This is a genomic window from Acinetobacter sp. YH12097, from assembly GCF_013419225.1.
Classification (GTDB): domain Bacteria; phylum Pseudomonadota; class Gammaproteobacteria; order Pseudomonadales; family Moraxellaceae; genus Acinetobacter; species Acinetobacter amyesii.
Genome location: NZ_VPAN01000035.1, coordinates 1 through 20,649, shown reverse-complemented (window position 1 = coordinate 20,649; position 20,649 = coordinate 1). Strand labels below are relative to the sequence as shown.

Annotated in this window: 17 protein-coding genes and 2 pseudogenes; 8 read left to right on the top strand and 11 right to left on the bottom strand. The window is 43.3% G+C overall.

All coding sequences use genetic code 11. The features are described from left to right. Positions 1–70 precede the first annotated feature (70 nt). Positions 71–571 carry a GNAT family N-acetyltransferase gene (locus tag FTU37_RS13085; protein ID WP_180124479.1) on the top strand — a complete coding sequence of 167 codons (501 nt, stop codon included), beginning with the start codon at positions 71–73 and terminating at the stop codon, positions 569–571. Between the two features lie 17 nt (positions 572–588). On the opposite strand, the gene FTU37_RS13080 is transcribed toward FTU37_RS13085, so the two are convergent. From FTU37_RS13080 to FTU37_RS13045, 8 genes and pseudogenes are all read right to left on the bottom strand, one after another. Continuing rightward, positions 589–1,071, bottom strand: coding sequence for a DUF1877 family protein (locus FTU37_RS13080; RefSeq protein WP_180124478.1), 483 nt, complete (start codon positions 1,069–1,071; stop codon positions 589–591). A gap of 353 nt (positions 1,072–1,424) precedes the next feature. Continuing rightward, the gene (gene urtE / locus FTU37_RS13075) at positions 1,425–2,123 is read right to left on the bottom strand and encodes an urea ABC transporter ATP-binding subunit UrtE (protein ID WP_068532840.1); all 699 of its coding nucleotides are present in this window, start codon (positions 2,121–2,123) and stop codon (positions 1,425–1,427) included. A 10-nt stretch (positions 2,124–2,133) separates the two neighbouring features. Next, positions 2,134–2,955, bottom strand: a complete 822-nt coding sequence (urtD, locus tag FTU37_RS13070) for an urea ABC transporter ATP-binding protein UrtD (protein WP_180124477.1) — start codon at positions 2,953–2,955, stop codon at positions 2,134–2,136. Further along, a complete protein-coding gene (gene urtC, locus FTU37_RS13065) occupies positions 2,952–4,025 on the bottom strand; it encodes an urea ABC transporter permease subunit UrtC (protein WP_180124476.1) in 1,074 nt (357 codons plus the stop codon). Before urtC ends, urtD begins: the two co-directional genes overlap by 4 nt. Positions 4,026–4,029: 4 nt before the next feature. Beyond that, positions 4,030–5,657, bottom strand: a pseudogene (gene urtB / locus FTU37_RS13060) (urea ABC transporter permease subunit UrtB). Positions 5,658–5,752: 95 nt separating this feature from the next. Next, positions 5,753–7,038, bottom strand: a pseudogene (gene urtA, locus FTU37_RS13055) (urea ABC transporter substrate-binding protein). A 373-nt stretch (positions 7,039–7,411) separates the two neighbouring features. Then, positions 7,412–9,292, bottom strand: a complete 1,881-nt coding sequence (gene parE / locus FTU37_RS13050) for a DNA topoisomerase IV subunit B (RefSeq protein WP_168379683.1) — start codon at positions 9,290–9,292, stop codon at positions 7,412–7,414. A gap of 188 nt (positions 9,293–9,480) precedes the next feature. Next, entirely contained in the window at positions 9,481–10,080 is a 600-nt protein-coding gene (locus FTU37_RS13045) for a YqiA/YcfP family alpha/beta fold hydrolase (protein ID WP_168379699.1), read from the bottom strand. Positions 10,081–10,323: 243 nt separating this feature from the next. Between FTU37_RS13045 and FTU37_RS13040 the strand changes: the two genes are divergently transcribed. Next, positions 10,324–11,655 (top strand): alpha/beta hydrolase, encoded by a 1,332-nt coding sequence (locus tag FTU37_RS13040; protein ID WP_180025879.1) that lies wholly within the window; start codon positions 10,324–10,326, stop codon positions 11,653–11,655. A gap of 69 nt (positions 11,656–11,724) precedes the next feature. Here FTU37_RS13040 and FTU37_RS13035 read toward each other — a convergent pair whose 3' ends face one another. Both FTU37_RS13035 and gshA read right to left on the bottom strand, forming a co-directional pair. Continuing rightward, positions 11,725–12,252, bottom strand: a complete 528-nt coding sequence (locus FTU37_RS13035) for a disulfide bond formation protein B (protein WP_078190602.1) — start codon at positions 12,250–12,252, stop codon at positions 11,725–11,727. Positions 12,253–12,273: 21 nt separating this feature from the next. Further along, a complete protein-coding gene (gene gshA / locus FTU37_RS13030) occupies positions 12,274–13,851 on the bottom strand; it encodes a glutamate--cysteine ligase (RefSeq protein ID WP_168379700.1) in 1,578 nt (525 codons plus the stop codon). Between the two features lie 210 nt (positions 13,852–14,061). Here gshA and FTU37_RS13025 point away from each other — a divergent pair, with 210 nt between their 5' ends. From FTU37_RS13025 to FTU37_RS13010, 4 genes are all read left to right on the top strand, one after another. Then, positions 14,062–14,601, top strand: a complete 540-nt coding sequence (locus FTU37_RS13025) for a DUF924 family protein (protein WP_180124475.1) — start codon at positions 14,062–14,064, stop codon at positions 14,599–14,601. A 59-nt stretch (positions 14,602–14,660) separates the two neighbouring features. Next, positions 14,661–15,218, top strand: coding sequence for a hypothetical protein (locus FTU37_RS13020; RefSeq protein WP_180124474.1), 558 nt, complete (start codon positions 14,661–14,663; stop codon positions 15,216–15,218). Between the two features lie 26 nt (positions 15,219–15,244). Beyond that, complete coding sequence (locus tag FTU37_RS13015) at positions 15,245–16,555, top strand: DUF445 domain-containing protein (protein ID WP_180124473.1); 1,311 nt, start codon at positions 15,245–15,247, stop codon at positions 16,553–16,555. Between the two features lie 106 nt (positions 16,556–16,661). Next, positions 16,662–17,255: a hypothetical protein gene (locus FTU37_RS13010; protein WP_168379702.1), complete on the top strand. Its 594-nt coding sequence runs from the start codon at positions 16,662–16,664 to the stop codon at positions 17,253–17,255. A 59-nt stretch (positions 17,256–17,314) separates the two neighbouring features. Here the strand turns inward: FTU37_RS13010 and FTU37_RS13005 are convergent, their stop codons facing one another. Next, positions 17,315–17,602, bottom strand: a complete 288-nt coding sequence (locus tag FTU37_RS13005; protein WP_372491143.1) for a DUF2798 domain-containing protein — start codon at positions 17,600–17,602, stop codon at positions 17,315–17,317. Positions 17,603–17,779: 177 nt separating this feature from the next. Between FTU37_RS13005 and argS the strand changes: the two genes are divergently transcribed. After that, positions 17,780–19,570 (top strand): arginine--tRNA ligase, encoded by a 1,791-nt coding sequence (gene argS / locus FTU37_RS13000; RefSeq protein WP_168379703.1) that lies wholly within the window; start codon positions 17,780–17,782, stop codon positions 19,568–19,570. 302 nt (positions 19,571–19,872) lie between these two features. After that, positions 19,873–20,472, top strand: a complete 600-nt coding sequence (locus tag FTU37_RS12995; protein WP_180124472.1) for an SPOR domain-containing protein — start codon at positions 19,873–19,875, stop codon at positions 20,470–20,472. Positions 20,473–20,649 lie beyond the last annotated feature (177 nt).

Genomic DNA, 20,649 nt, shown 5'->3' with positions numbered 1-20,649 from the left:
AAGGTTCATCACCTTGCTTTTTTTATGCCTAAGTTTTTAAATTGACTTTATTTTTATCAGAAATTTGCGCATGTCTTTTCTCATTCGACCTGCAATTCCACAAGACTTAGCGGCCATTCTCGCAATCTATAATCATGAAGTTCTCAACGGCTTTGCGACATGGAATGATAAAGCTTATACCCTTGACTCTTTTCAACAGAAATTGCTGGATTTCCAAAAGCAAAATTTTCCTTTTGTGGTGATTGAAGATCAAGATCAACAGCAAATCGCCGGTTATGCTGACTATGGTTCTTTCCGTCATTTTGCTGGCTATCGACATACTGTTGAGCATTCTGTCTATATTGACCCAAACTATGCTCGACTAGGTCTCGGTCAGCAACTATTGGAGCACCTAATTCAGCATGCCAAAAGCCAAAATATGCATGTCATGATCGCTGGCATTGATCACGGCAATAGCGCCTCGATTGCCCTGCACAAAAAATTAGGCTTTAAGCAAACAGGTTATATGCCTGAAGTGGGACAAAAATTTGGTGAATGGCGAGATCTCGTCCTGATGCAACTTCAGTTATAGCCTGTGTTGAGCTGTGTTTATGGTAATTTATCCAAACGAATACCATCTTGTATCACACTCAGCACCGATAAATTATGACGCACCGCATCACGATAAAGATCTTGTAACTGTAAAAAAAGCAGTTTTAATTCGGCCAATTTAAGCTCTTGCTCAGGTGCGGTTTCTGCAATCGTGACCAAATAACGTTTTTTGATTTCATCCACGCTTAACTGTTGTAATGCCTGATGGATTTCTGCAACTCGAACTACAGTATTGTAATGCACTGCAAGGCTCAGTCCCGGTCTTCGCTCTGACAATGGATGTTCTGCCTGAATGGCATAATTCAGTGCAGCAGCTGAATCACTGTTCACGCTTAATAATGGATTCAACTCTTGCCACGCTTCCCCTAAAAAAAAGGAGTGTTGTACAAAGGGTGAATCCAAGACATCTTGAGGGGTTTCTGCTTCTAAAATCAGTGTTTCCAAATCATTCGGTGGGATCAAATATAATATCGCGTCCATATTTTTATCTTCTTGTTATGTCGTACATTTAGATTAATGTAATCCACACAAAAATAAAGCAGATATTTTGTATATTCGACTGGAGTTGATCGAATACTGATGGATGCCCATTCGCCCTTTACCAAAGTTTCAGTACTGCACTTAGCATCACTGAAGCACGACATGCTGAAGCTTCAAATGACGATACTGAGAACAACTTAAGCTTATGGTTTAAAACAAAAAAAATTTATGCCACTCGTTTTTTTGATGCCATTTCCATGACCAGCAACGATTTTTTGAGCGTAGTAAATTGAATGAAAAGAGTAACGAGCTTGATTGATACAAGCCCGCCACACATCGCAGTCAACTAAATGTTAAATCGCCACCAATTCCCGAATGCCTTTTTCAGGCATTTCACTACCGACACCTTGTGCAATCACTTGCCCCCGCGCCATCACGGTATATTCATCTGCCAGTTCTTCTGCAAAATCATAAAACTGTTCAACCAAAACAATCGCCATTTCTCCGCCATCGGCTAACTGACGAATCACACGGCCAATGTCTTTAATAATCGACGGCTGAATGCCTTCGGTCGGTTCATCTAAAATCAATACCCGTGGTTCGGAAGCGAGCGCACGGGCAATCGCCAATTGTTGCTGCTGACCACCAGATAAATCTCCACCTCGACGATGTTTCATTTCATCCAATACGGGGAAAATCTCATAGAGATGTTCTGGCACTTTTCGGGTTTTAGCGCCTTTAAATTTTGCCATCCCAATCAAAATATTTTCTTCAACGGTCAAGGTTGAAAAAATGTCCCGTCCTTGTGGTACATAAGCCAAGCCTTCACGTACACGTTGCTCTGGACTCAGTTTAGAAATGTCTTTGCCATCCAGTAAGATCTGCCCAGACTTGATCGGTAAAATGCCCATTAAACATTTTAAGAGGGTGGTTTTACCCACACCATTTCGCCCGAGCACCACTGAACATGCCCCCACGGGAGCGGCAAATGTCACATCTCTTAAAATATGACTGCCACCATAAAACTGATTGACGTCTTTGACTTCTAACATGGTCTGCTCCTTAACGTCCGAGATATTTTTCAATGACATCTTCATTGGCTTGGACTTCGGCCAATGTACCCTCTGCCAAAATCGCACCTTGCGCCAACACGGTGACTTTTTCACTGATGGTGTCAATAAAGCTCATGTCATGTTCAACCACAACAAGGGTATGGTTCTTTTTCAACTCTAAACACAGCTCTGCGGTACGCTCTGTTTCAGCATCGGTCATTCCTGCTACAGGTTCATCCAGCAAAATCAACTTTGGGCGCTGCATCAGTAGCATGCCTATTTCTAACCACTGCTTTTGACCATGTGACAACAGCCCTGCCGGTTTAAGGATCAATTCTTCTAAGCGGATTTGTGCTAAAGATTCGTCCAAGGCGTTTTGCGCATCTGGATCAAGCTTGCTGAAAAAACTCTTTTTTACTCGTTTATCTTTAGGTGCAGCCAATAACAGGTTTTCCATCACGGTAAAATTTTCAAATACAGTAGGCTTTTGAAACTTACGACCGATCCCAGCTTCTGCAATTTGCTCTGTACTCATTTTTGCCAAATCATAGGTTTGCCCAAAAAAAGCCGAACCTTCTGTCGGACGAGTTTTACCGGTAATCACATCCATCAGCGTGGTTTTGCCTGCACCATTGGGACCAATGATGCAGCGCAGCTCACCTTCTTTGATATATAACGACAAATCATTTAATGCGCGGAAAGAATCAAACCAGACGCTGACTTTTTCCAAATACAGGGCTATCCCGTGACTGAAATCCGCACCCTGCTCCTTCGGTCGTCCATAGCCTTCAGCAGCATGACCGCCATGCGGTTGAACCCATTGATCACTCATTCGCTGCGCTCCTTTTTAAACCGCTCTAATAGCCCAATCACGCCATTTGGCAGGAATATCGTTACCACAATAAACAGCGCACCTAAAATCAATAGCCATACCTCTGGATAAGCCACCGTGAAATAGGTCTTCATCCCGTTGATCAAACCTGCACCCAGTATCGGGCCAATCAGCGTACCGCGACCACCTGCAGCCACCCACACCGCCATTTCAATCGAATTGACAGGGTTCATCTCACTCGGGTTAATAATGCCAACTTGGGGTACATACAGAGCGCCTGCAATCCCTGCGATCACGGCAGACAACACCCATGCAGAGAGCTTGTACCATAAGGTGCGGTAACCTAAATATTGCAAACGGTTTTCACTGTCACGAATTGCACCAAGTACGCGACCATAGGGTTTATTCATCAAGTGGCGTAAGCCGACAAAACAGACCAGCAAAGTCAGCGCAGTGAGGAAACACAGGGTTGCACGCATTGGTGCAGAGGTAATATCCATACCTAAGATGGTTTTAAAACCGGTAAAGCCGTTGTTACCGCCAAAGCCGGTTTCATTGCGGAAAAACAGTAGCGCCGCAGCAAAGGTCATGGCTTGGGTAATAATTGAAAAATACACGCCTTTAATTTTTGAGCGGAAGGCAAAGAAGCCAAAAATGAAGGCAATCAGTCCTGGGACCAAAACCACCAAAGCCAATGCCCACACGATATGTTCAGTACCCATCCAGTACCACGGTAGCTCGGTCCAACTCAAAAAGCGCATAAAGTCGGGTAAGCCATCGCCTGCCGCTTCACGCATGAGATACATGCCGAAGGCATAGCCGCCCAAGGCAAAGTACAAACCATACCCCAAGCTTAAAATGCCGGCATAGCCCCAAACCAAATCTAAGGCCAATGCCACCAAGGCGAGACACATAATCTTGCCAATGAGCGTGACCCAATACGCTGATAAATGCAGTGCTGAATCGGCGGGTAATACATGTAACCAAGGTAAAATCAGTAAAATGGCAAAGCACACGGCAATCGCCATACCGCTATAGGGTTTATCCGATAATAATGAAGTGATTTTCATGCGCTTACTCCACAAAACGGCCTTTGATGGCAAACAAACCTTGTGGACGTTTTTGAATAAACAAAATCACAAGAACCAGTAGAATAATTTTCGCTAAGACCGCACCCATGCCGATTTCCAGCACTGTGCCACTGACACCTAGACCTAAGGCCGCCAGTACTGCGCCCCATACTTGGCCAACACCGCCAACCACAACCACCAAGAACGCATCGATAATATAGTTTTGTCCTAGGTCAGGACCGACATTGCCGACTTGTGCTAAGGCACAGCCTGCAAGACCTGCAAGCCCTGAACCTAAACCAAAAGCCATCATGTCAATGCGGCTAGAACGGATACCAACGGCCTGTGCCATTTGACGGTTTTGCGTCACGGCACGAACAAATAAACCAAAGCGGGTTTTATTCAGCAAGTAAACCAGCAACAGGAGTACCGCAATGGTAAAGCCAATAATGGCAATACGGTTATAAGGCAGCATCAGGCTCGGTGTCACGGCAATGCCCCCAGACAGCCATGAAATATTCGACACCTCAACGTTCTGCGCTCCAAAAACCATACGCACCAATTGCATTAAAATTAAGCTCACACCAAAGGTGGCTAATAGCGTTTCCAATTGACGGCCATACAAGGGACGAATAACAGTACGTTCAATCAACATGCCGATCAAAGCGCTAACAAAAAATGCAGCAGGAATCGCGGCAATCAAGTACCAATCGACATAGCTACTGAGATAACTCTTAAACAGGCTTTGCACCACATAAGTGGTATAGGCCCCTATCATGATCAGTTCGCCATGTTAATCACGCCAAGCAGACCATAAGTGATGGCTAAGCCCAACGCCGCCAGCAATAAAATACTGGCCGTGCTCAGTCCAGAAAAGACATGTCCAGTCCATTCACTGGCCTGAATACGGGTTTTAATATTGCTCTTGGCTTCTGTCAGTGCGGCTTTTAACTCGGGATGCAGGTTGGCTTGTTGTAATTCCTGTTCCACCATCGCCAATACATCGGGACGGTTAGAATCTTGCAGCACTTTAGCCGCCTGTATTTTTTGTAAAACATCAGGGTTTTGATAGTCCAAGCGCGCTTTAAGCTGCGCTAAACGGGCTTTAACTTTGTTATTTTTTTCATTTAAATACAATTGATTAATATTTTTAACATCCAACTCAGCCAAGTTATTTTCTAAAATATCGATCGCATCTAAACGCTGGTTTAAATCATCCGATTGCAGCTTTTCTTTCGCTTGCGCAAAAGTTAAGGCTTTACGAAGGGTATTCACCAAGGTGACTTGGGATAAATCGGCAGGCCAATCCGTCACGGTTTGCAAATCAGGATAGCTCAATAATTTTTCGTCAGTTTCTAAAATATAGGTTTGACCACTTTGACCACTATATAACTGGTCTTTTTCGACCAATGCGGCCAACTGATCTAAGGATTCAATATCGCCCGGCCATTGATTGAGTAAGCTACGTCGCTCGGTAAAACTACCGCGAACAAATTGCTGAATGGCGTCACCTTGCTGCACAGATTGCACCGTAGGTACCACATCCGCTGCTGTTTCTGCATGCACGATTTGCAGACAGAATAATTGGCTCAGGAATAGAAAAAGGATCGGGAAATTGCGTAATTTTTTCATCTTATAAGCATCCCTATTGAGTAATAGAACAACCCCATCTAGGGATCACATCAAAACATGCCCACTACACAATGGCAGCAGGCATTCGGATTGAATTATTTAGGGATGTACGGACTCCATGGCTCTGCAGCAATGGTTTTTGCGGTTTTGTGTACCACGTCAAACTGACCATCAGCACGGATCTGACCAATCATGACTGGTTTATGCAAATGATGGTTCGACGCATCCATTTGCAAGGTATAGCCCGATGGCGCTTTAAATTCTTGGCCGGCCATAGCTTCACGCACTTTATCGACATCTGTGCTTCCTGCTTTTTCTACCGCTTGTTTCCACATATTGATGCCGACATAGGTAGCCTCCATCGGGTCATTGGTCACAAATTTATCGGCATTTGGCAGTTTGTATTCCACGGCATACTGCTTCATTTTATTGGTGAATTCAGTATTCACTGGATTTTTCACCGACATGAAGTAGTTCCACGACGCTAAGTGTCCGACCAGCGGCTTGGTATCGATACCGCGTAATTCCTCTTCACCCACAGAGAACGCCATCACAGGAATATCCGCAGCTTTGATGCCTTGGTTGCCCAATTCACGATAGAACGGCACATTTGAATCGCCGTTAATGGTCGAGATCACAGCCGTCTTTTTCCCTGCCGCAAACTTCTTCACATTGCCCACAATGGTTTGATAGTTGCTATGACCAAATGGGGTATATTCTTCCATGATGTCTGCATCGGCAATGCCTTTTGACTTCAAGAATGCACGTAAGATTTTGTTGGTGGTACGTGGGTAAACATAGTCCGTGCCCAACAGTACAAAGCGTTCTGCCTTTCCACCCTCTTCACTCATCAGGTACTCAACAGCAGGAATCGCTTGCTGATTCGGTGCCGCACCTGTGTAGAAAATATTTTTAGACTGTTCCTGACCTTCATACTGAACAGGGTAGAACAATAAGCCATTTAATTCTTCAACCACGGGTAAAACCGACTTACGAGATACCGACGTCCAGCAACCAAAAATCACGGCTACTTTGTCTTGGGTAATCAACTGACGGGTTTTTTCCGCAAATAATGGCCAGTCCGATGCTGGATCAACCACCACAGGTTCTAGTTTTTTACCCAATACCCCGCCATTGGCATTAATTTCATTAATCGCCATCAAGGCCGTATCTTTAAGAGAAGTTTCTGAGATCGCCATCGTGCCTGACAGCGAATGTAAGATCCCGACTTTAATAGTATCGCCACTTACTGCAGCGGCTTTTGGTTCAGATGCAGCACTTTCTGTTATTTTTCTGCTGGTTTTGAACAGCCCGTTAAAGCAATCGCCCCAGTCATCGTTGCCGCTAAAATACTTTTAGCAAATACATTGCGTTGAAACATTATTCACACTCCCAACCTAAGCTTGTAATTCACATTTTTAAAATGCATTTGTTGTCTTTCATCACAACAGAGCAATTCAATAACTGTGCTAAGCCTTATTTTTTATTTTGATTGAGTGCTTTTATTTATTTTTAAATATTATTTTTCATATAGTTAAAATCATAAAATTTGCTTTTAATTTTTTATGGGTCGATTCAAAAATCGTAAAATCACCGCAAAGATGCATACAAACTTGTATCCAACATTTGACCTATAATTGAACAATTTTGCGACGTTTTTCAAAAAACACGGTGTTTTGGCACACAAATCATGCAGCTTTTCCTAAATTTGAAGCAAAAAAAACCACTTGCGTGGTTTTTTCCTTGTTGCAATTTTAAACCGCTAAATCGGCCAAATTACCCTTCTGTTCCAACCAATATTTACGGTCTGAAGAGCGCTTCTTCGCCAATAATTTGTCGAGTAAACCTGAAGTAAACTGTACGTCATCCAAGTCCAGTTGCACTAAACGACGTGTATCGGGATCCATAGTCGTTTCACGCAGCTGACTCGCGTTCATCTCGCCCAATCCTTTAAATCGTGTGATTTGAGGATTTTTGGTTTTACATTTCTTTAAGATGCTTTCTAGTTCATCTTCATCCAAGGCATAGTGCACATCTTTATTGTCATCTATACGGAACAGCGGTGGCATCGCCACAAACAGATGTCCTTCCTCAACCAAAGTATGGAAATGTTTGACGAACAATGCGCAGAGTAAAGTCGCAATGTGCAAACCATCAGAGTCGGCATCGGCCAAGATACAAATCTTGCCATAACGAAGTTCTGACAAGTCGTCACTGCCCGGATCTACACCAATCGCAATCGCAATATCATGTACTTCTTGCGATGCTAAGACCTCGTCTGATGACACTTCCCAAGTATTTAAAATCTTACCGCGGATCGGCATGATCGCTTGGAAGTTCTTATCACGTGCTTGCTTAGCAGAACCACCTGCAGAATCCCCCTCCACAATAAACAGTTCTGATTCTTCAAGGGTATGGCCCACACAGTCGGCCAATTTACCTGGTAAGGCTGGACCTGAAACGATCTTTTTACGTTCAACTTTTTTCGCAGCTTTTAAACGGCGACCAGCCTTAGCAATCACCATTTCAGCCAGTTGCATGGCAATATCGGAGTTTTGATTCAGCCACAGTGCAAAGGCATCTTTGGCAATATTTAACACCACACCAGAGGCTTCACGGCTTGAAAGTCGTTCTTTGGTCTGACCCGAAAATTGTGGCTCTTGGAATTTCAAAGACAGAATAAAGTTGACGCCATCCCACACATCTTCGGCAGACAGCTTCATATTACGCGGCAACAAGTTACGTAATTCACAGAACTCACGAATCGCATCTGTCACACCCGAACGTAAACCGTTGACATGTGTACCGCCTTGCGCAGTTGGAATCAAATTGACATAACTTTCTTGAATCTGTTCGCCTCCTTCAACGTTCCAGCAAATGGCAAATTCAGCACTAGCACGTTCAGCTTCACCAGTCGCAACAAATGCAGGAACAGGAACGATGTTACGGTCTTGCAGCTCATCCATCAAATAGTCAACCAGACCATTTTCAAACTGCCATTCGATCTTTTCGTTGTTGATTTGATCGATATAAATAATCTGCAAGCCTGCCGCCAAAACAGCCTTGGCTTTTAAGTTGTGTTTTAAGGCTTTCAGCGCAAATTTAGGCGAATCAAAATATTTGGCTTCAGGCCAAAAATGCACGGTAGTACCCGTTGCACGTTTAGCGCATTTACCTTCCAAAACTTCCAGTGGCGCAACCGGTTCACCATGTTCAAAGGCCATTTTATACAGGTTGCCATGACGTTGAACTTCCACCTCAACACGGTTGGACAATGCGTTGACGACAGAAATCCCTACACCATGCAGACCACCTGAAAATTGATAATTGTCTGTGCTGAATTTACCGCCGGCATGTAGTTTGGTCAGAATAATTTCAATCCCGCTTTGACCATACTCAGGATGGATGTCAACTGGCATCCCACGACCATTATCTTCAACTGACAATGAGCCGTCTTTATACACTGTCACGGTAATTTTATTGGCATGTCCTGCAAGCGCTTCATCGACGGCGTTATCTATCACTTCCTGCGCCAAATGGTTTGGTCGTGTAGTGTCTGTATACATCCCCGGACGACGACGTACCGGATCTAGGCCAGATAAAACTTCAAGTGATTGAGCCGTATATTGCGTCACGTTGCAAAATTCCCTGCTTTTTTGGTTAAAACATTTCTTCAAGCGCTACAGTATATGCTTTTTTATTAAAATGCATATCTCTTGCGATCAGCCGCCATTTTCTTAAACAATTTAAACGTCAAATGATGTCGTAACTGCCCATTTTTTGTATGTTGGATCTAGCTGGTCAGCATTTGTATTGGATCATTTTATTTAGGCATATTTTTGACAGCATCGGACAAAAACTGCAAGAGCATCGGTATTTTTTCTGCAAAATCATCCATGCCATGTGTTCCACCCACCTCAGTGATCAACATGGCCATGCCAGCTTGAGCCGCACTATAAAAATCAGCGGCATCTCGATAATCCAAGGTTTCATCACCTTGTTGGAGCAAGACCAACAGTTGATCTGCGTTCTCAACCTTAGATACAGCCAAAGCCTGCATTTGATTGAGCTGTGCATCATCCAAGCACCACGTTTCAGTTACCTGATAGGGCAATGCCGTCTCGCCAAATAAATCACGAAATAATTGCCATGGATAGACCGCAGGATTGATGAGCACCGCAGGAATATGATGCCGTGCCATCAACTGCGTCGCATAAAAGCCACCTAAACTGCTGCCCACCAAAACCACATCATCTAAACCTTCAATCAGCTCTGACATCTGCTGCATCACCTGTAGCGGTGGCATATTCAAATCTGGCAAATGCACATACAGACCATTTAAGTCTGCGCAATAGCTCCGCAATATCTGTCCTTTCACTGAATTTGAGTTACTTTGAAAACCATGCAAATACACAATATTCATCATTTTGATTCCAAATTGATCTTTAAATTGCTTTAAAAGTGGCATATAAGTGCTAACTGCATCACATTTTCTAAATTTGAATTTTTAGTAAAATTGTCAGACAAAAGGCATTCACCGACAGGTCTGTTATCGGTATTGTAAAAGCTGTTCGTGAGAATTTTATAAAATAAACAATGAACCTTCAGGCTATTCCAGTAATAAATACAATCGAGGGATAGCATTGAATGTAAGGATAGGAACATTATGCCTAGCTTAACACCATTGCATGAAACCTATTGTAAATGGGATCGCACACCACCCAGTCAAGCTGATGTTCTGGAAGGTTTGGCACAGCTCGTGACAATGCGTTTTAGTGATGTCGTGCATGACTTAATCAAAAACATTCAACGTGAAATTTTAATCAGTATTTTTGGAATGAGCGAACAAGGCTCGAAAGCCTTTCATAAGCAGCCGACCATTGCACGGATTTATGAATTTTCTTACAACACCTTTTTCAATTATGGCAATTATTTACTCGCACCAACGCTGCGTAGCATTATTGAAAAATTCCCACGCTTACACGACAAACCGCTCACGCCGTCTTTACATTTTTTAGTGGGCGCGCTGAATGGGGTCTTGGGCGACTATTTACTGAAATATCACAACCCGATGGCCTTACCCATGGTGGTTTACGACCATTATGGTGCGGTACAAAAAGGCGAATTAACCGGTCGTATTACCCTGTTGATTCATGGGCTCTGCATGAATCATCTGTCATGGTCGACAGCCAAATATGGCGGCATTGGTGAAAAATTACTGTCACAACGTGACCACAACACCATGCTGTATTTAAATTACAACACGGGTCGTCGTATCTCGACCAATGGCCGCAGCCTTGCCAATACATTAGAAGATTTGGTTCGTCGCAACCCAGGTATTACCAGTATCGACTTAATTGGTCATAGTATGGGGGGCTTAGTGTCCCGTAGTGCCATTTTTTATGGCAAACAAAATATGTATCAATGGATTCATCAAGTTGAAAATCTAGTCTGCTTGGGCTCACCACATCATGGTGCGGTACTTGAACGTGTCGGATTTCATTTGCAAGATCAATTGGGGCGTTTCCCCTTGGTCAAAATCGTAGGTCACGTGGTGAATATTCGCAGTAACGGCATTTTAGATTTGCGCTATGGCAGCGTGCGTGATGACGATTGGGAACATAATGATGTCCGCATTGGACTCATGGACGACAACCGTAAACCTGCCCCGATTCCATCACATATCAATACCTACCTCGTGGCAGGGACCATTGAATATGAACATCGTCGCAATAAAACGCGACATGTGATTGGAGATTACTTGGTCAGCGTGAAAAGTGCCTTAGGGGAACACCCAAATGCACGTTATCAGCTTAAAGTGCCAGATTCACATAAAGCGATTTTTTATGGCCTGAACCATTTTGAAATTCAGCATCACCCTCAAGTGGCCGAGCAAATCGTGCATTGGTTCTATCCAAACAATGACGATAAAGCTTGTGATCATATCTATGAATTTATGATGGACTTGGAAAGTATGGAAGGCATTGCCCTAACCTAAAGTAAAATTTCTACCATGTGTATGCGTAAAAAAAGCCCTCAACTGAGGGCTTTTTTTTACATCATAGAATTAAAATTTATCACGTAAACGTGGCACTGGTTTGCTTGGGTATTTACGCAATAACTGCCAAAGACTAAGCAAAGTTAAGACTGCAAAAAACACCAATGACCAAACCGGTAAGGATTGTCCCAAGAAGGTCCAATCCACTTTGGCACATTCACCAGAGCCGGTCAGTACTTGCTCAAAGACCGATTTTAAAGGCAGCGTTTCTACCCAATAATCCAGTCCTGGGCCACAGCTAGGTACTTTGTCTGGCGGTAAGTTTTGCAGCCAAATATGACGCGCAGCCACCCCAGCAGACCATAGAATTGATAGTGTCCCCAACAATGCGTAAATGCGTTTACCCCAATTCGATGCTGGATTGTGAATCAATGCAATCAATGAAATGATGCCGAGTCCAATCAAACCAATACGTTGGAATACGCATAACGGACAAGGTTCTAAGCCTTGTACATGTTCTAAAAACAGCGCAAAAGACATACCGATCACGCTGGCTAAAAACAACAAACCACTCACGAAGCGGAAACTCCATTTCATGGTAAATCCTCTTAAAATTTTTTATCTAAAGTTTTTCAAATATTCTTCAAAACTCAAGGTGCAATCTTGCTCAAGTTGAGCCTGTTTTTCTAAAGACTGCTCAGCAGCTTGTGCAAAATATGCTGCAGTTTCAGGGCTCAAGACATGCTGCTCATACACTTCAGCATGTTGTAAGGCCATAAAGCTACCAAAGCCCCAAGTTCCACCTTGTTCTAAAGTATCGCTAATCATACGTGCCGACAATGTTTCATCGACTTCATCGATGCGTGATTGCATCACAGCCATTGCCTGAGTGTAAATATCTGTGTTGTAAGAATCATCCAGCAATTCAGCCAACGGTTGCATCGCTGCAACATGTGTACGACACCATGTTTCAATTGGAATCGCCTGACCTTGCTGTAAAATCACTGCGTTTGGCGCACGACCACGGTTTACTACTTCCGCCTGATTTTTCTCAATTTCATTTTGTTCGGCATCTAACAATGCTGGGCTGTCTTGCAATAAACAGTATAAAGCCACCACTTCGAGCAAGCCTGCCGTGTCTTCATTGATCCCAATGGGGCTATAAGGATTGACGTCTACCGCACGTAATTCAACATAACCTACGCCACGATTTTGCAGGGCTTCAGACGGTGTTTCACCATCCTGCGGCACTTGTTTCGGACGAACCAAACTGTAGTATTCATTTTCAATTTGCAACACATGGTCATTAATTTGAATCGGTTCGCCCTGTTCATCATTTAAACCTAAATGACTAAATGCGGCATATGGGGTATGCACCGCTTTTTGCAAACCTTCCAAATACGCCTGAATGTCGTTGTAGTGAATCCCTAACTGTTTTTGTGCTGAATTTTGATAGCCAAAATTTCCCATACGCAGTGCCGTTGCATAAGGTAAAAATAACGTGCCTTTTAAGAGCGGTAACAGCTGATGTTCACGTCCAGTCATAAAACATTTACACACCGACGGGCTCGCCCCAACCAAAAACATCACCAATGGCGTTAAACGAATAAAATTACGGATCAGGCCAAAATAACGGTGACTGCGATAATCCTGTAAGCTCAATGCTTTGAGGGCATCGTCAGTTTCGTGCTGTTGTAGTGCTTCAAAGAAATGATCTGGGAAGGATAAATTATAATGCACCCCTGAAATGGTCTGCATACGGCGACCATAGCGCACCCCTAAACCACGACGGTACAAGGTTTTAAAACGTCCTATATTCGAGCTGCCATATTGCGCTAAACGAATACTGTCTTCGTCTTTATCCAACATGCATGGCATCGACAACGGCCAAAGTTTTTCACCATGTTCTAAATGCGTATGTGCAACAGCGTGAATATCTTGCAGATAGTTCAAAGCCTCGGTAATGGTTTCTTTTGGCGGCGTGATAAATTCCATTAAAGCTTCAGAATAGTCTGTCGTAATATGCGGATGAGTCAAAGCCGCACCCAAGGCTTGGGGGTGGTCGGCCTGAGACAAGAAACCGTTGCTTTGCATACGTAAGCTTTCACGCTCAATACCGCGCAACATTCCTTTAATCAGCGAAGAATCTACCCAAGTCGGTAAAATGTCTTGAGAGGTCGATTCGGGTTGACTCATTGCTATCTCGCTTAAATGGAAGAAACTACTAAAATAAAATCATCAGTTTATATCAGTATAACGCGATTTGAAGTGGGCATATGACCCACTGTATAGTTTTGAGACAAACCGTGATTTTATTTTGGCAATTTTTTATCACAAACTTACTCTATATGACATTTGAAATTTGTGATTTTATAAACAAATATATGCTAATAATGCTTAAAACTTATGAATTATCAAGATATTCTCGAATTTTGGTTTAACCCAGAAAATCAGCCCAATTGGTTCGCTAAAAGCAATAATTTTGATGTTTTAATCGAAAAAAAGTTTAAAGACATCCATCAAGCGGCCAGTCAAGCAGAACTATGGCAATGGCGTACTACTGCCGAAGGTCGCTTGGCTGAAATTATTGTTTTAGATCAATTTTCTCGAAATTTATTCCGTGACTCTGGCTTGGCTTTTGCCCAAGATGCACTGGCTTTGGCGCTTGCACAAGAAGCTATCGCGCAGGGTTTAGATCTACAATTAAGCCCTGAACAGCGCTCATTTTTATATATGCCCTTTATGCATAGCGAATCGACAAAAATCCATCAAAGCGCGTTAAAATTATTTGAGCAACTGGGCAATCCGATCAACTTAGAATTTGAAAAAAAGCATAAAGTGATTATCGATCGATTTGGACGTTACCCGCATCGCAATGCGGTATTGAGCAGAACATCTACAGCAGAGGAATTGGAATTTTTAACCCAGCCCAATTCTAGCTTTTAATTGACGGCTTTTGGCCAGTATCTCCCCTTGCCATGAACCGACTGAACAGGAGTATGCGCATGAACAAACTCATTATCGCAGCAGCCATGACCGCAGCACTGGGCTTCACCGGCTGTGCAAGCACCCCATCGAAGCCTTTAACCTTCGAACAATTGGGTCGTTATACTGCAACGCCATTAAATGCTCAAAGCTATCGGATTAGCTTCCAAGCTAGACCCAATATGAGCTATGGCACTGCCGAAGAAATCACCTTGGTTAAAGCCGCTCAAACCACCCTACACAATGGCTTTCAATATTTTAAAGTCATGGATGACCCAAGTAATCGGAGTCAAAAACCGCCGCGCCAAGCAGTGATTTACCCAGACCCTATGCCTTATCCATATGGCTATTACCGTCGCCATCCCGGCTTTTGGCCAAGCCCGTTTTATGACGTTCCACAGGTGGTCACACTCGATCCAACTCAAGTTTCCTACAGTATTACTTGCTATAAAGATCGTGCCAAAGCCCCTCAGGATGCCTTTGATGCTCGCTTAATTTTGCAGTCACTCGGGGCTAAATATGGTTTAGACAGCCAAGGAAATCCTTTGCCTGTAGCCGCTGAGCCTGCCACCAAATAAGTCAACCCATAGAGACCCGATCATTGATGAACCCAATTGAACAGCCCGCTGTTTCGCCCAATCTGCAACGCAGTAAACGCTTCGCCACCATTGCTTTGGTGGTGGCGGTGCTGGCGTGGATTGCATTGATGATCGCAGCTAAATTGCTGCCTGAATACGTCTGGCTTATTCATATTTTGATGCTTTCAGCAGAAGCTGGCGTGGTTGGTGGTTTGGCAGACTGGTATGCGATAACTGTCTTATTTCGCAATCCTTTTGGTCGGATTCCGATTCCCAAATTTTTACGTGACCACACTGAAATTATTCCACGCAATAAAGCACGCATTGCCGAGTCGATGGGCCGCTTTGTTCAGGAAAATTTTCTTTCACCTCAAGTGGTTGAAAAAAGCTTAGCGGAGACGGATCTCTCACTTGCCGTCGGGAAATGGTTGGCCAATCCGCACAATAATGCGCAAGTGACCCAAGTCATTCAGCAAACGGTCCCGAAAATTTTCGAATTTGTCGGTCAGGAACAAATTGGACGATTTATCCAAAATAACAGCGTGCAATGGGTACGCAATACGCAAGTCAACCATCTTGCCAGTGAAATGCTACGGGCAGTTTTAGAAAATGACTTCCATCAAGATGTCCTGCAACGTGGACTGGATTTAGCCCATGATTGGATGCTACAACACCCTGAACAAACCCGTGATTTATCACGTCAATTGTTTAAAGAACTTGGAGTTTGGAAGCTCGCCAAAGGTGCGAGTTGGATTGGTATTGATGTACAACAGCGCACCATTGATTCACTGGTCAGTCGTGTCGAGTCCATGCTTGCCGACCATGAACATCCGTGGCGCCGTAAAATCGAGGACATGGCACAGCAGCTTATGCAGCAACTGGCGGACAATCAGAGTGTTGCCAGCCAACGCCTAAATAGCACCAAAGATGCCATGCTCGATAGTCCACAAATGTTGAATTTTATCAGTGGTGCAGTGGTGATTTTATGCGATGCGATTCGTTCTGATTTAGAAAAACCCGACTCTGGCATTGCACAAAACCTACGTGTCGCCATTCAACAAGTGGGCGAAAATATTGTCTCTAACGTCGCTGTACGCCAATTGCTGAATGAAAAAATGAGTGATATTGCCATCAATCTCTCCGACCAATACAGTGAAAAAGTCATTCGGTTTATCAGTGAACGTATACACGAATGGGACTCACGTGAAATGATCGATAAGATCGAAAACGAAGTCGGTGGCGACCTGCATATGATCCGAGTCAATGGTGTCGTGGTCGGCGGTTTTATTGGCCTTGCACTGGGAATTATTCGTGCCTGTGTAGAATGGCTGCTTTAGCCGCCTGCAGCAGTCCTCCTCAAAGGAGATTGGCCGCAGGTTTGAGCTTTATGCGTAGAACCGTTAAACTTTGCCGATCCGAAAATTTAATAGAACAATAAAATCTATGCATTTACCTGCCATCTATACACTACCATTCATTCTAATCATCAGTAGCTTAAGCGCTTGCCAGACCATTTCCAAAACCAGTAGCACAGTCAGCGACAAAGTGATGGGCATGCTCGGTAAAGAAAAAGCCCCTGAAATCGATAAAAAAGGCACAGTCGATATCAGCAAAAGTACCCAACAACAGTTAGAAACCCTACTGACCAATATGCCGAAAAATCAGTGGGTCTATATTGAAAATGATCAACAAGGCACATCTACCCTCAAAAATAAATCGGCAGACAATTTCACCTTGAGCCTCAAATTGAATTGCAAAATCAGCACTCAGCGCCCTACTTTCAGTTTAAGCAATGCAGATGGCCAAGACATCCTAAAAGCACATGACACGAATGTGGGGCAAATTCAAATTTTGCTCGACAATAAAAACTTTGGAAATCCGTTTGAGACAGCCAATCAGCAAAAGTTCCAAAACTTTAAAACCGCTATCGCTCAAGCTAAAGTCATCAAAGTGTTTAATGCCTCAAAACTCTATACCTTCCAAAACAACAAAGCCGAGTTACTCTCTAAAGCCGTAAGTTGTCGCGATAGCTTATAAATATTCAAGGCAAAATGCAGTAAGTCACCTTTTGACTCAGCTGTGACTTACATGCAGGCTTATTTTGCAGGTGGCTGTGGCCCTGACATATCGACCAACAGGCCTGTAAATTTTCGAACAAACGGCAATAAAATCAGCACAATGGGAAAAGCAATTGCCCAAGAAATCATCCAATTATGCAGCCATAGGGTAAGAAAACCCTCAAACCAACCTAAATTTCTGAGCATATTAATAAACGAAATAATGCCGCTCATGAGACAGGACAAAATAAACGGCACGATAATCAGCGCCCAACGTGCAGCTAACTTCGGCACATTGCCAAAAATTTTAGGAGTGGGTTGTGACATGTCCATATACTCGAGCAGTGATCCTGAATCGCTAAACCACTTATATCGTTTTACTTCGATATAAGCAATGCTTCACTTTTATCGAATATTTTTTATTCGCAACAAATGGGTTCACCTAAAGAGCCTGAAATTTGCTATATTTACCGTTTTTCTGCGACATTTATTTTTCGACTGATTATGAATACGGCAATACAAGCAGCGCTCGATCATGCAGTGCAATCCCTTCAAGCTGAAGGTGTACTCCCAAATGACTGGAACAATACTAGCAATTTGACCCGAACCAAAGACCGAAGCCACGGTGACTTTGCGTCAAACATTGCCATGATTGCCTCTAAAGCTGCAGGTATGAAGCCGCGTGATTTAGCCGAAAAAATTCTGGCAAATCTTCCAGAAGTCGCAGATATCAGCAAAGCAGAAATTGCAGGTCCTGGCTTTATTAACTTCTTTTTAAATGCTGACCAACGATTTGCTGTCTTAGACCAAATTCAAGCTCAGAAAGATCAGTTCGGTCGTACACAGGCCAATGCTGAAAAACGTGTTCAAGTGGAATTCGTTTCAGCTAACCCAACGTCTAGCCTACACGTTGGTCATGGTCGTGGCGCAGCTTACGGTATGACCGTTGCCAATCTTCTTGAAGCAACAGGTGCCAAAGTTGACCGTGAATACTATGTCAACGATGCTGGCCGTCAAATGGATATCTTGGCGACATCAACTTACTTGCGTTATTTAGAATTGACCGGTCAACAACTGGTCTTCCCTAAAAATGCATATCAAGGCGACTACGTTAAAGAAATCGCACAAAGCATTATCGACAAAGATGGCGATGCTTATGTACGCCCTGTTGCCGACATCTACAAAGATGTTCCTGAAGATGTGCAATATGCTACTGAACTCGATAGCGAAGGCAATAAAGTCGTTGTTTCAGGCGATAAAGAAAAACACATTGATGGTTTGATTCATAATTCACAAAACCATTTGGCTGCGGGTTACCGTGTGTTCCATCAAGCTGCGCTGAAAGCCATTCTCGATGACATTAAAGATGACCTCGGTGAATTTGGCGTGACTTTCAATCAATGGTTCAGCGAAGCAACCTTGACTGAAAAAATTGATGAAGCATTACAAATGCTCGATCAACGTGGTTTCTTATACGAAAAAGATGGCAACATCTGGTTCAAATCAACTGATTTTGGTGATGAAAAAGACCGTGTTGTGAAACGTCGTAATGGTCAAACTACATACTTCGCATCCGACATTGCTTATCACTTAAATAAACTACAACGCGGCTATACCGATATCATTGATATTTGGGGTTCAGACCACCACGGTTATATTGCACGTGTGAAAGCAGCGATTGATGCGCTTGGCTATGATTCTAAAAAATTGACCGTACTTTTGGTTCAATTTGTGAGCCTATGGCGTGGCGGCGAGATGGTTCAAATGTCATCTCGTTCAGGTCAATTCGTGACTTTACGTGACTTACGTAAAGAAGTGGGCAACGATGCTGCTCGTTTCTACTACGTCATGCGTAAATCAGAACAACACATTGACTTCGACTTAGACCTTGCTGTGTCTCAAAGTAAAGACAATGCGGTGTACTACATCCAATACGCACACGCACGTATCTGCCGTATGCTCGAAAAAGCTGCTGCGACAGACGTTCAATTCTCTGCTGAAGCTGCACGTCAATTTGCAGCTAAACTTGAGTTAGAAGCTGAAACTGAAGTTCTTGCTAAACTTGCGGCTTACCCTGAAATTGTGGTTCGTGCAGCAAACAGCTATGAACCACACCAAGTGGGTAACTACTTGAAAGAGTTGGCGGCGTTGTTCCATGGTTGGTACAACGAAAATAAAGTCTTGGGTGATGATGCAGAACTGACTCAAGCTCGCTTATTACTGTCTGTAAACGTACAGCAAGTTTTACGCAATGGTCTTGAATTATTGGGTGTGAGTGCGCCTGAAAGCATGTAAGCAACCCTTTATGTTGCGAGCACAATAGAAATTCATCGGCATCGCCCATGCACAAACACAGCGCATGGGTTTAAGCGTCATCAATTGCATTGTGCTAAAAAGAATCCTTTTCAATACAGGCTCGAAATGAGCCTGTATTTCGTTTATATTCAGCAATATGTCCGTGTCATCTTGGCTGTGCTGAAATTGTGAAAATTAAACAAATTCCTGATGACACTCATGTAATATATAACAATCAAGACTTGCTACTTTGGGCTGCCCCAAAGTGGTTCGTGACAATTAAAATTAAATGAGGTTTCCACGTGTTTGGAAAAACGCAGCGCGGTGTATCTGATCGGCCAAATAAGCCTAAAAATCCATTGATTCCAGCATGGCTAGGTACACTTGTCATCATTTTAATCGTGTTGAGTTTCTTAGTTGCGCTCATGCTTTGGAAACCTTGGGAGCCTGTGAAGCCAAAAGGTCAAATTACCTCTGAACACTACCAAGAAGAAACCAATAAAGACTATCGTTTCTACGACCTATTGCCTCAGCAACAAGTGACGCCAATTCCTGAACAAGCTGTTCCAGAAACCGAAAATAAAGAAACGGTGGTGATTGTTGATGCACCAGAACAAAAGCCAGTTGAAACCACAGAGCTTGGACTAGAAACCACAGAAACTGCGCCTGTTGCTGCAAGTTATATTCTGCAAGTGCGCAGTTATGATGATCCTGATCAAGCCGATGCACGACGTGCTGAAATTATTTTGAACGGTTTATCTGCCGATGTGATTCAAAGTAATGAAAACGGCAAAGTTTGGTATCGCGTTGTGTCTGGCCCCTATGATTCACAAGAAGCTGCTGTGATTGCACAGCAAACTTTACGTCATAGCAGTATCGACTCGATTGTCGTAAAACGCTAAATTTTGAAATTAAAAAAAAGCGCCTGATGGCGCTTTTTTTTATTCATTCCTTTGTCCCGTCCTGAAATAAGTTTACACCTTAAGAGACTTATTTTATGGAACATGCACAAGAACAACGAGTTAAACGCACACAACGTGATTATAGCTTCGCCTTTAAAATGATGGTTGTACATGAAG

Coding starts and splice junctions, on each gene's coding strand:
- FTU37_RS13045 (WP_168379699.1), bottom strand. CDS start 10,080: ATGAATATTGTGTATTTGCATGGTTTTCAAAGTAACTCAAATTCAGTG.
- urtC (WP_180124476.1), bottom strand. CDS start 4,025: ATGAAAATCACTTCATTATTATCGGATAAACCCTATAGCGGTATGGCG.
- FTU37_RS13020 (WP_180124474.1), top strand. CDS start 14,661: ATGAACAAACTCATTATCGCAGCAGCCATGACCGCAGCACTGGGCTTC.
- urtE (WP_068532840.1), bottom strand. CDS start 2,123: ATGTTAGAAGTCAAAGACGTCAATCAGTTTTATGGTGGCAGTCATATT.
- FTU37_RS13085 (WP_180124479.1), top strand. CDS start 71: ATGTCTTTTCTCATTCGACCTGCAATTCCACAAGACTTAGCGGCCATT.
- FTU37_RS13080 (WP_180124478.1), bottom strand. CDS start 1,071: ATGGACGCGATATTATATTTGATCCCACCGAATGATTTGGAAACACTG.
- FTU37_RS13040 (WP_180025879.1), top strand. CDS start 10,324: ATGCCTAGCTTAACACCATTGCATGAAACCTATTGTAAATGGGATCGC.
- FTU37_RS13025 (WP_180124475.1), top strand. CDS start 14,062: ATGAATTATCAAGATATTCTCGAATTTTGGTTTAACCCAGAAAATCAG.
- FTU37_RS13015 (WP_180124473.1), top strand. CDS start 15,245: ATGAACCCAATTGAACAGCCCGCTGTTTCGCCCAATCTGCAACGCAGT.
- gshA (WP_168379700.1), bottom strand. CDS start 13,851: ATGAGTCAACCCGAATCGACCTCTCAAGACATTTTACCGACTTGGGTA.
- FTU37_RS13010 (WP_168379702.1), top strand. CDS start 16,662: ATGCATTTACCTGCCATCTATACACTACCATTCATTCTAATCATCAGT.
- argS (WP_168379703.1), top strand. CDS start 17,780: ATGAATACGGCAATACAAGCAGCGCTCGATCATGCAGTGCAATCCCTT.
- FTU37_RS13035 (WP_078190602.1), bottom strand. CDS start 12,252: ATGAAATGGAGTTTCCGCTTCGTGAGTGGTTTGTTGTTTTTAGCCAGC.
- FTU37_RS13005 (WP_372491143.1), bottom strand. CDS start 17,602: ATGTCACAACCCACTCCTAAAATTTTTGGCAATGTGCCGAAGTTAGCT.
- urtD (WP_180124477.1), bottom strand. CDS start 2,955: ATGAGTGATCAATGGGTTCAACCGCATGGCGGTCATGCTGCTGAAGGC.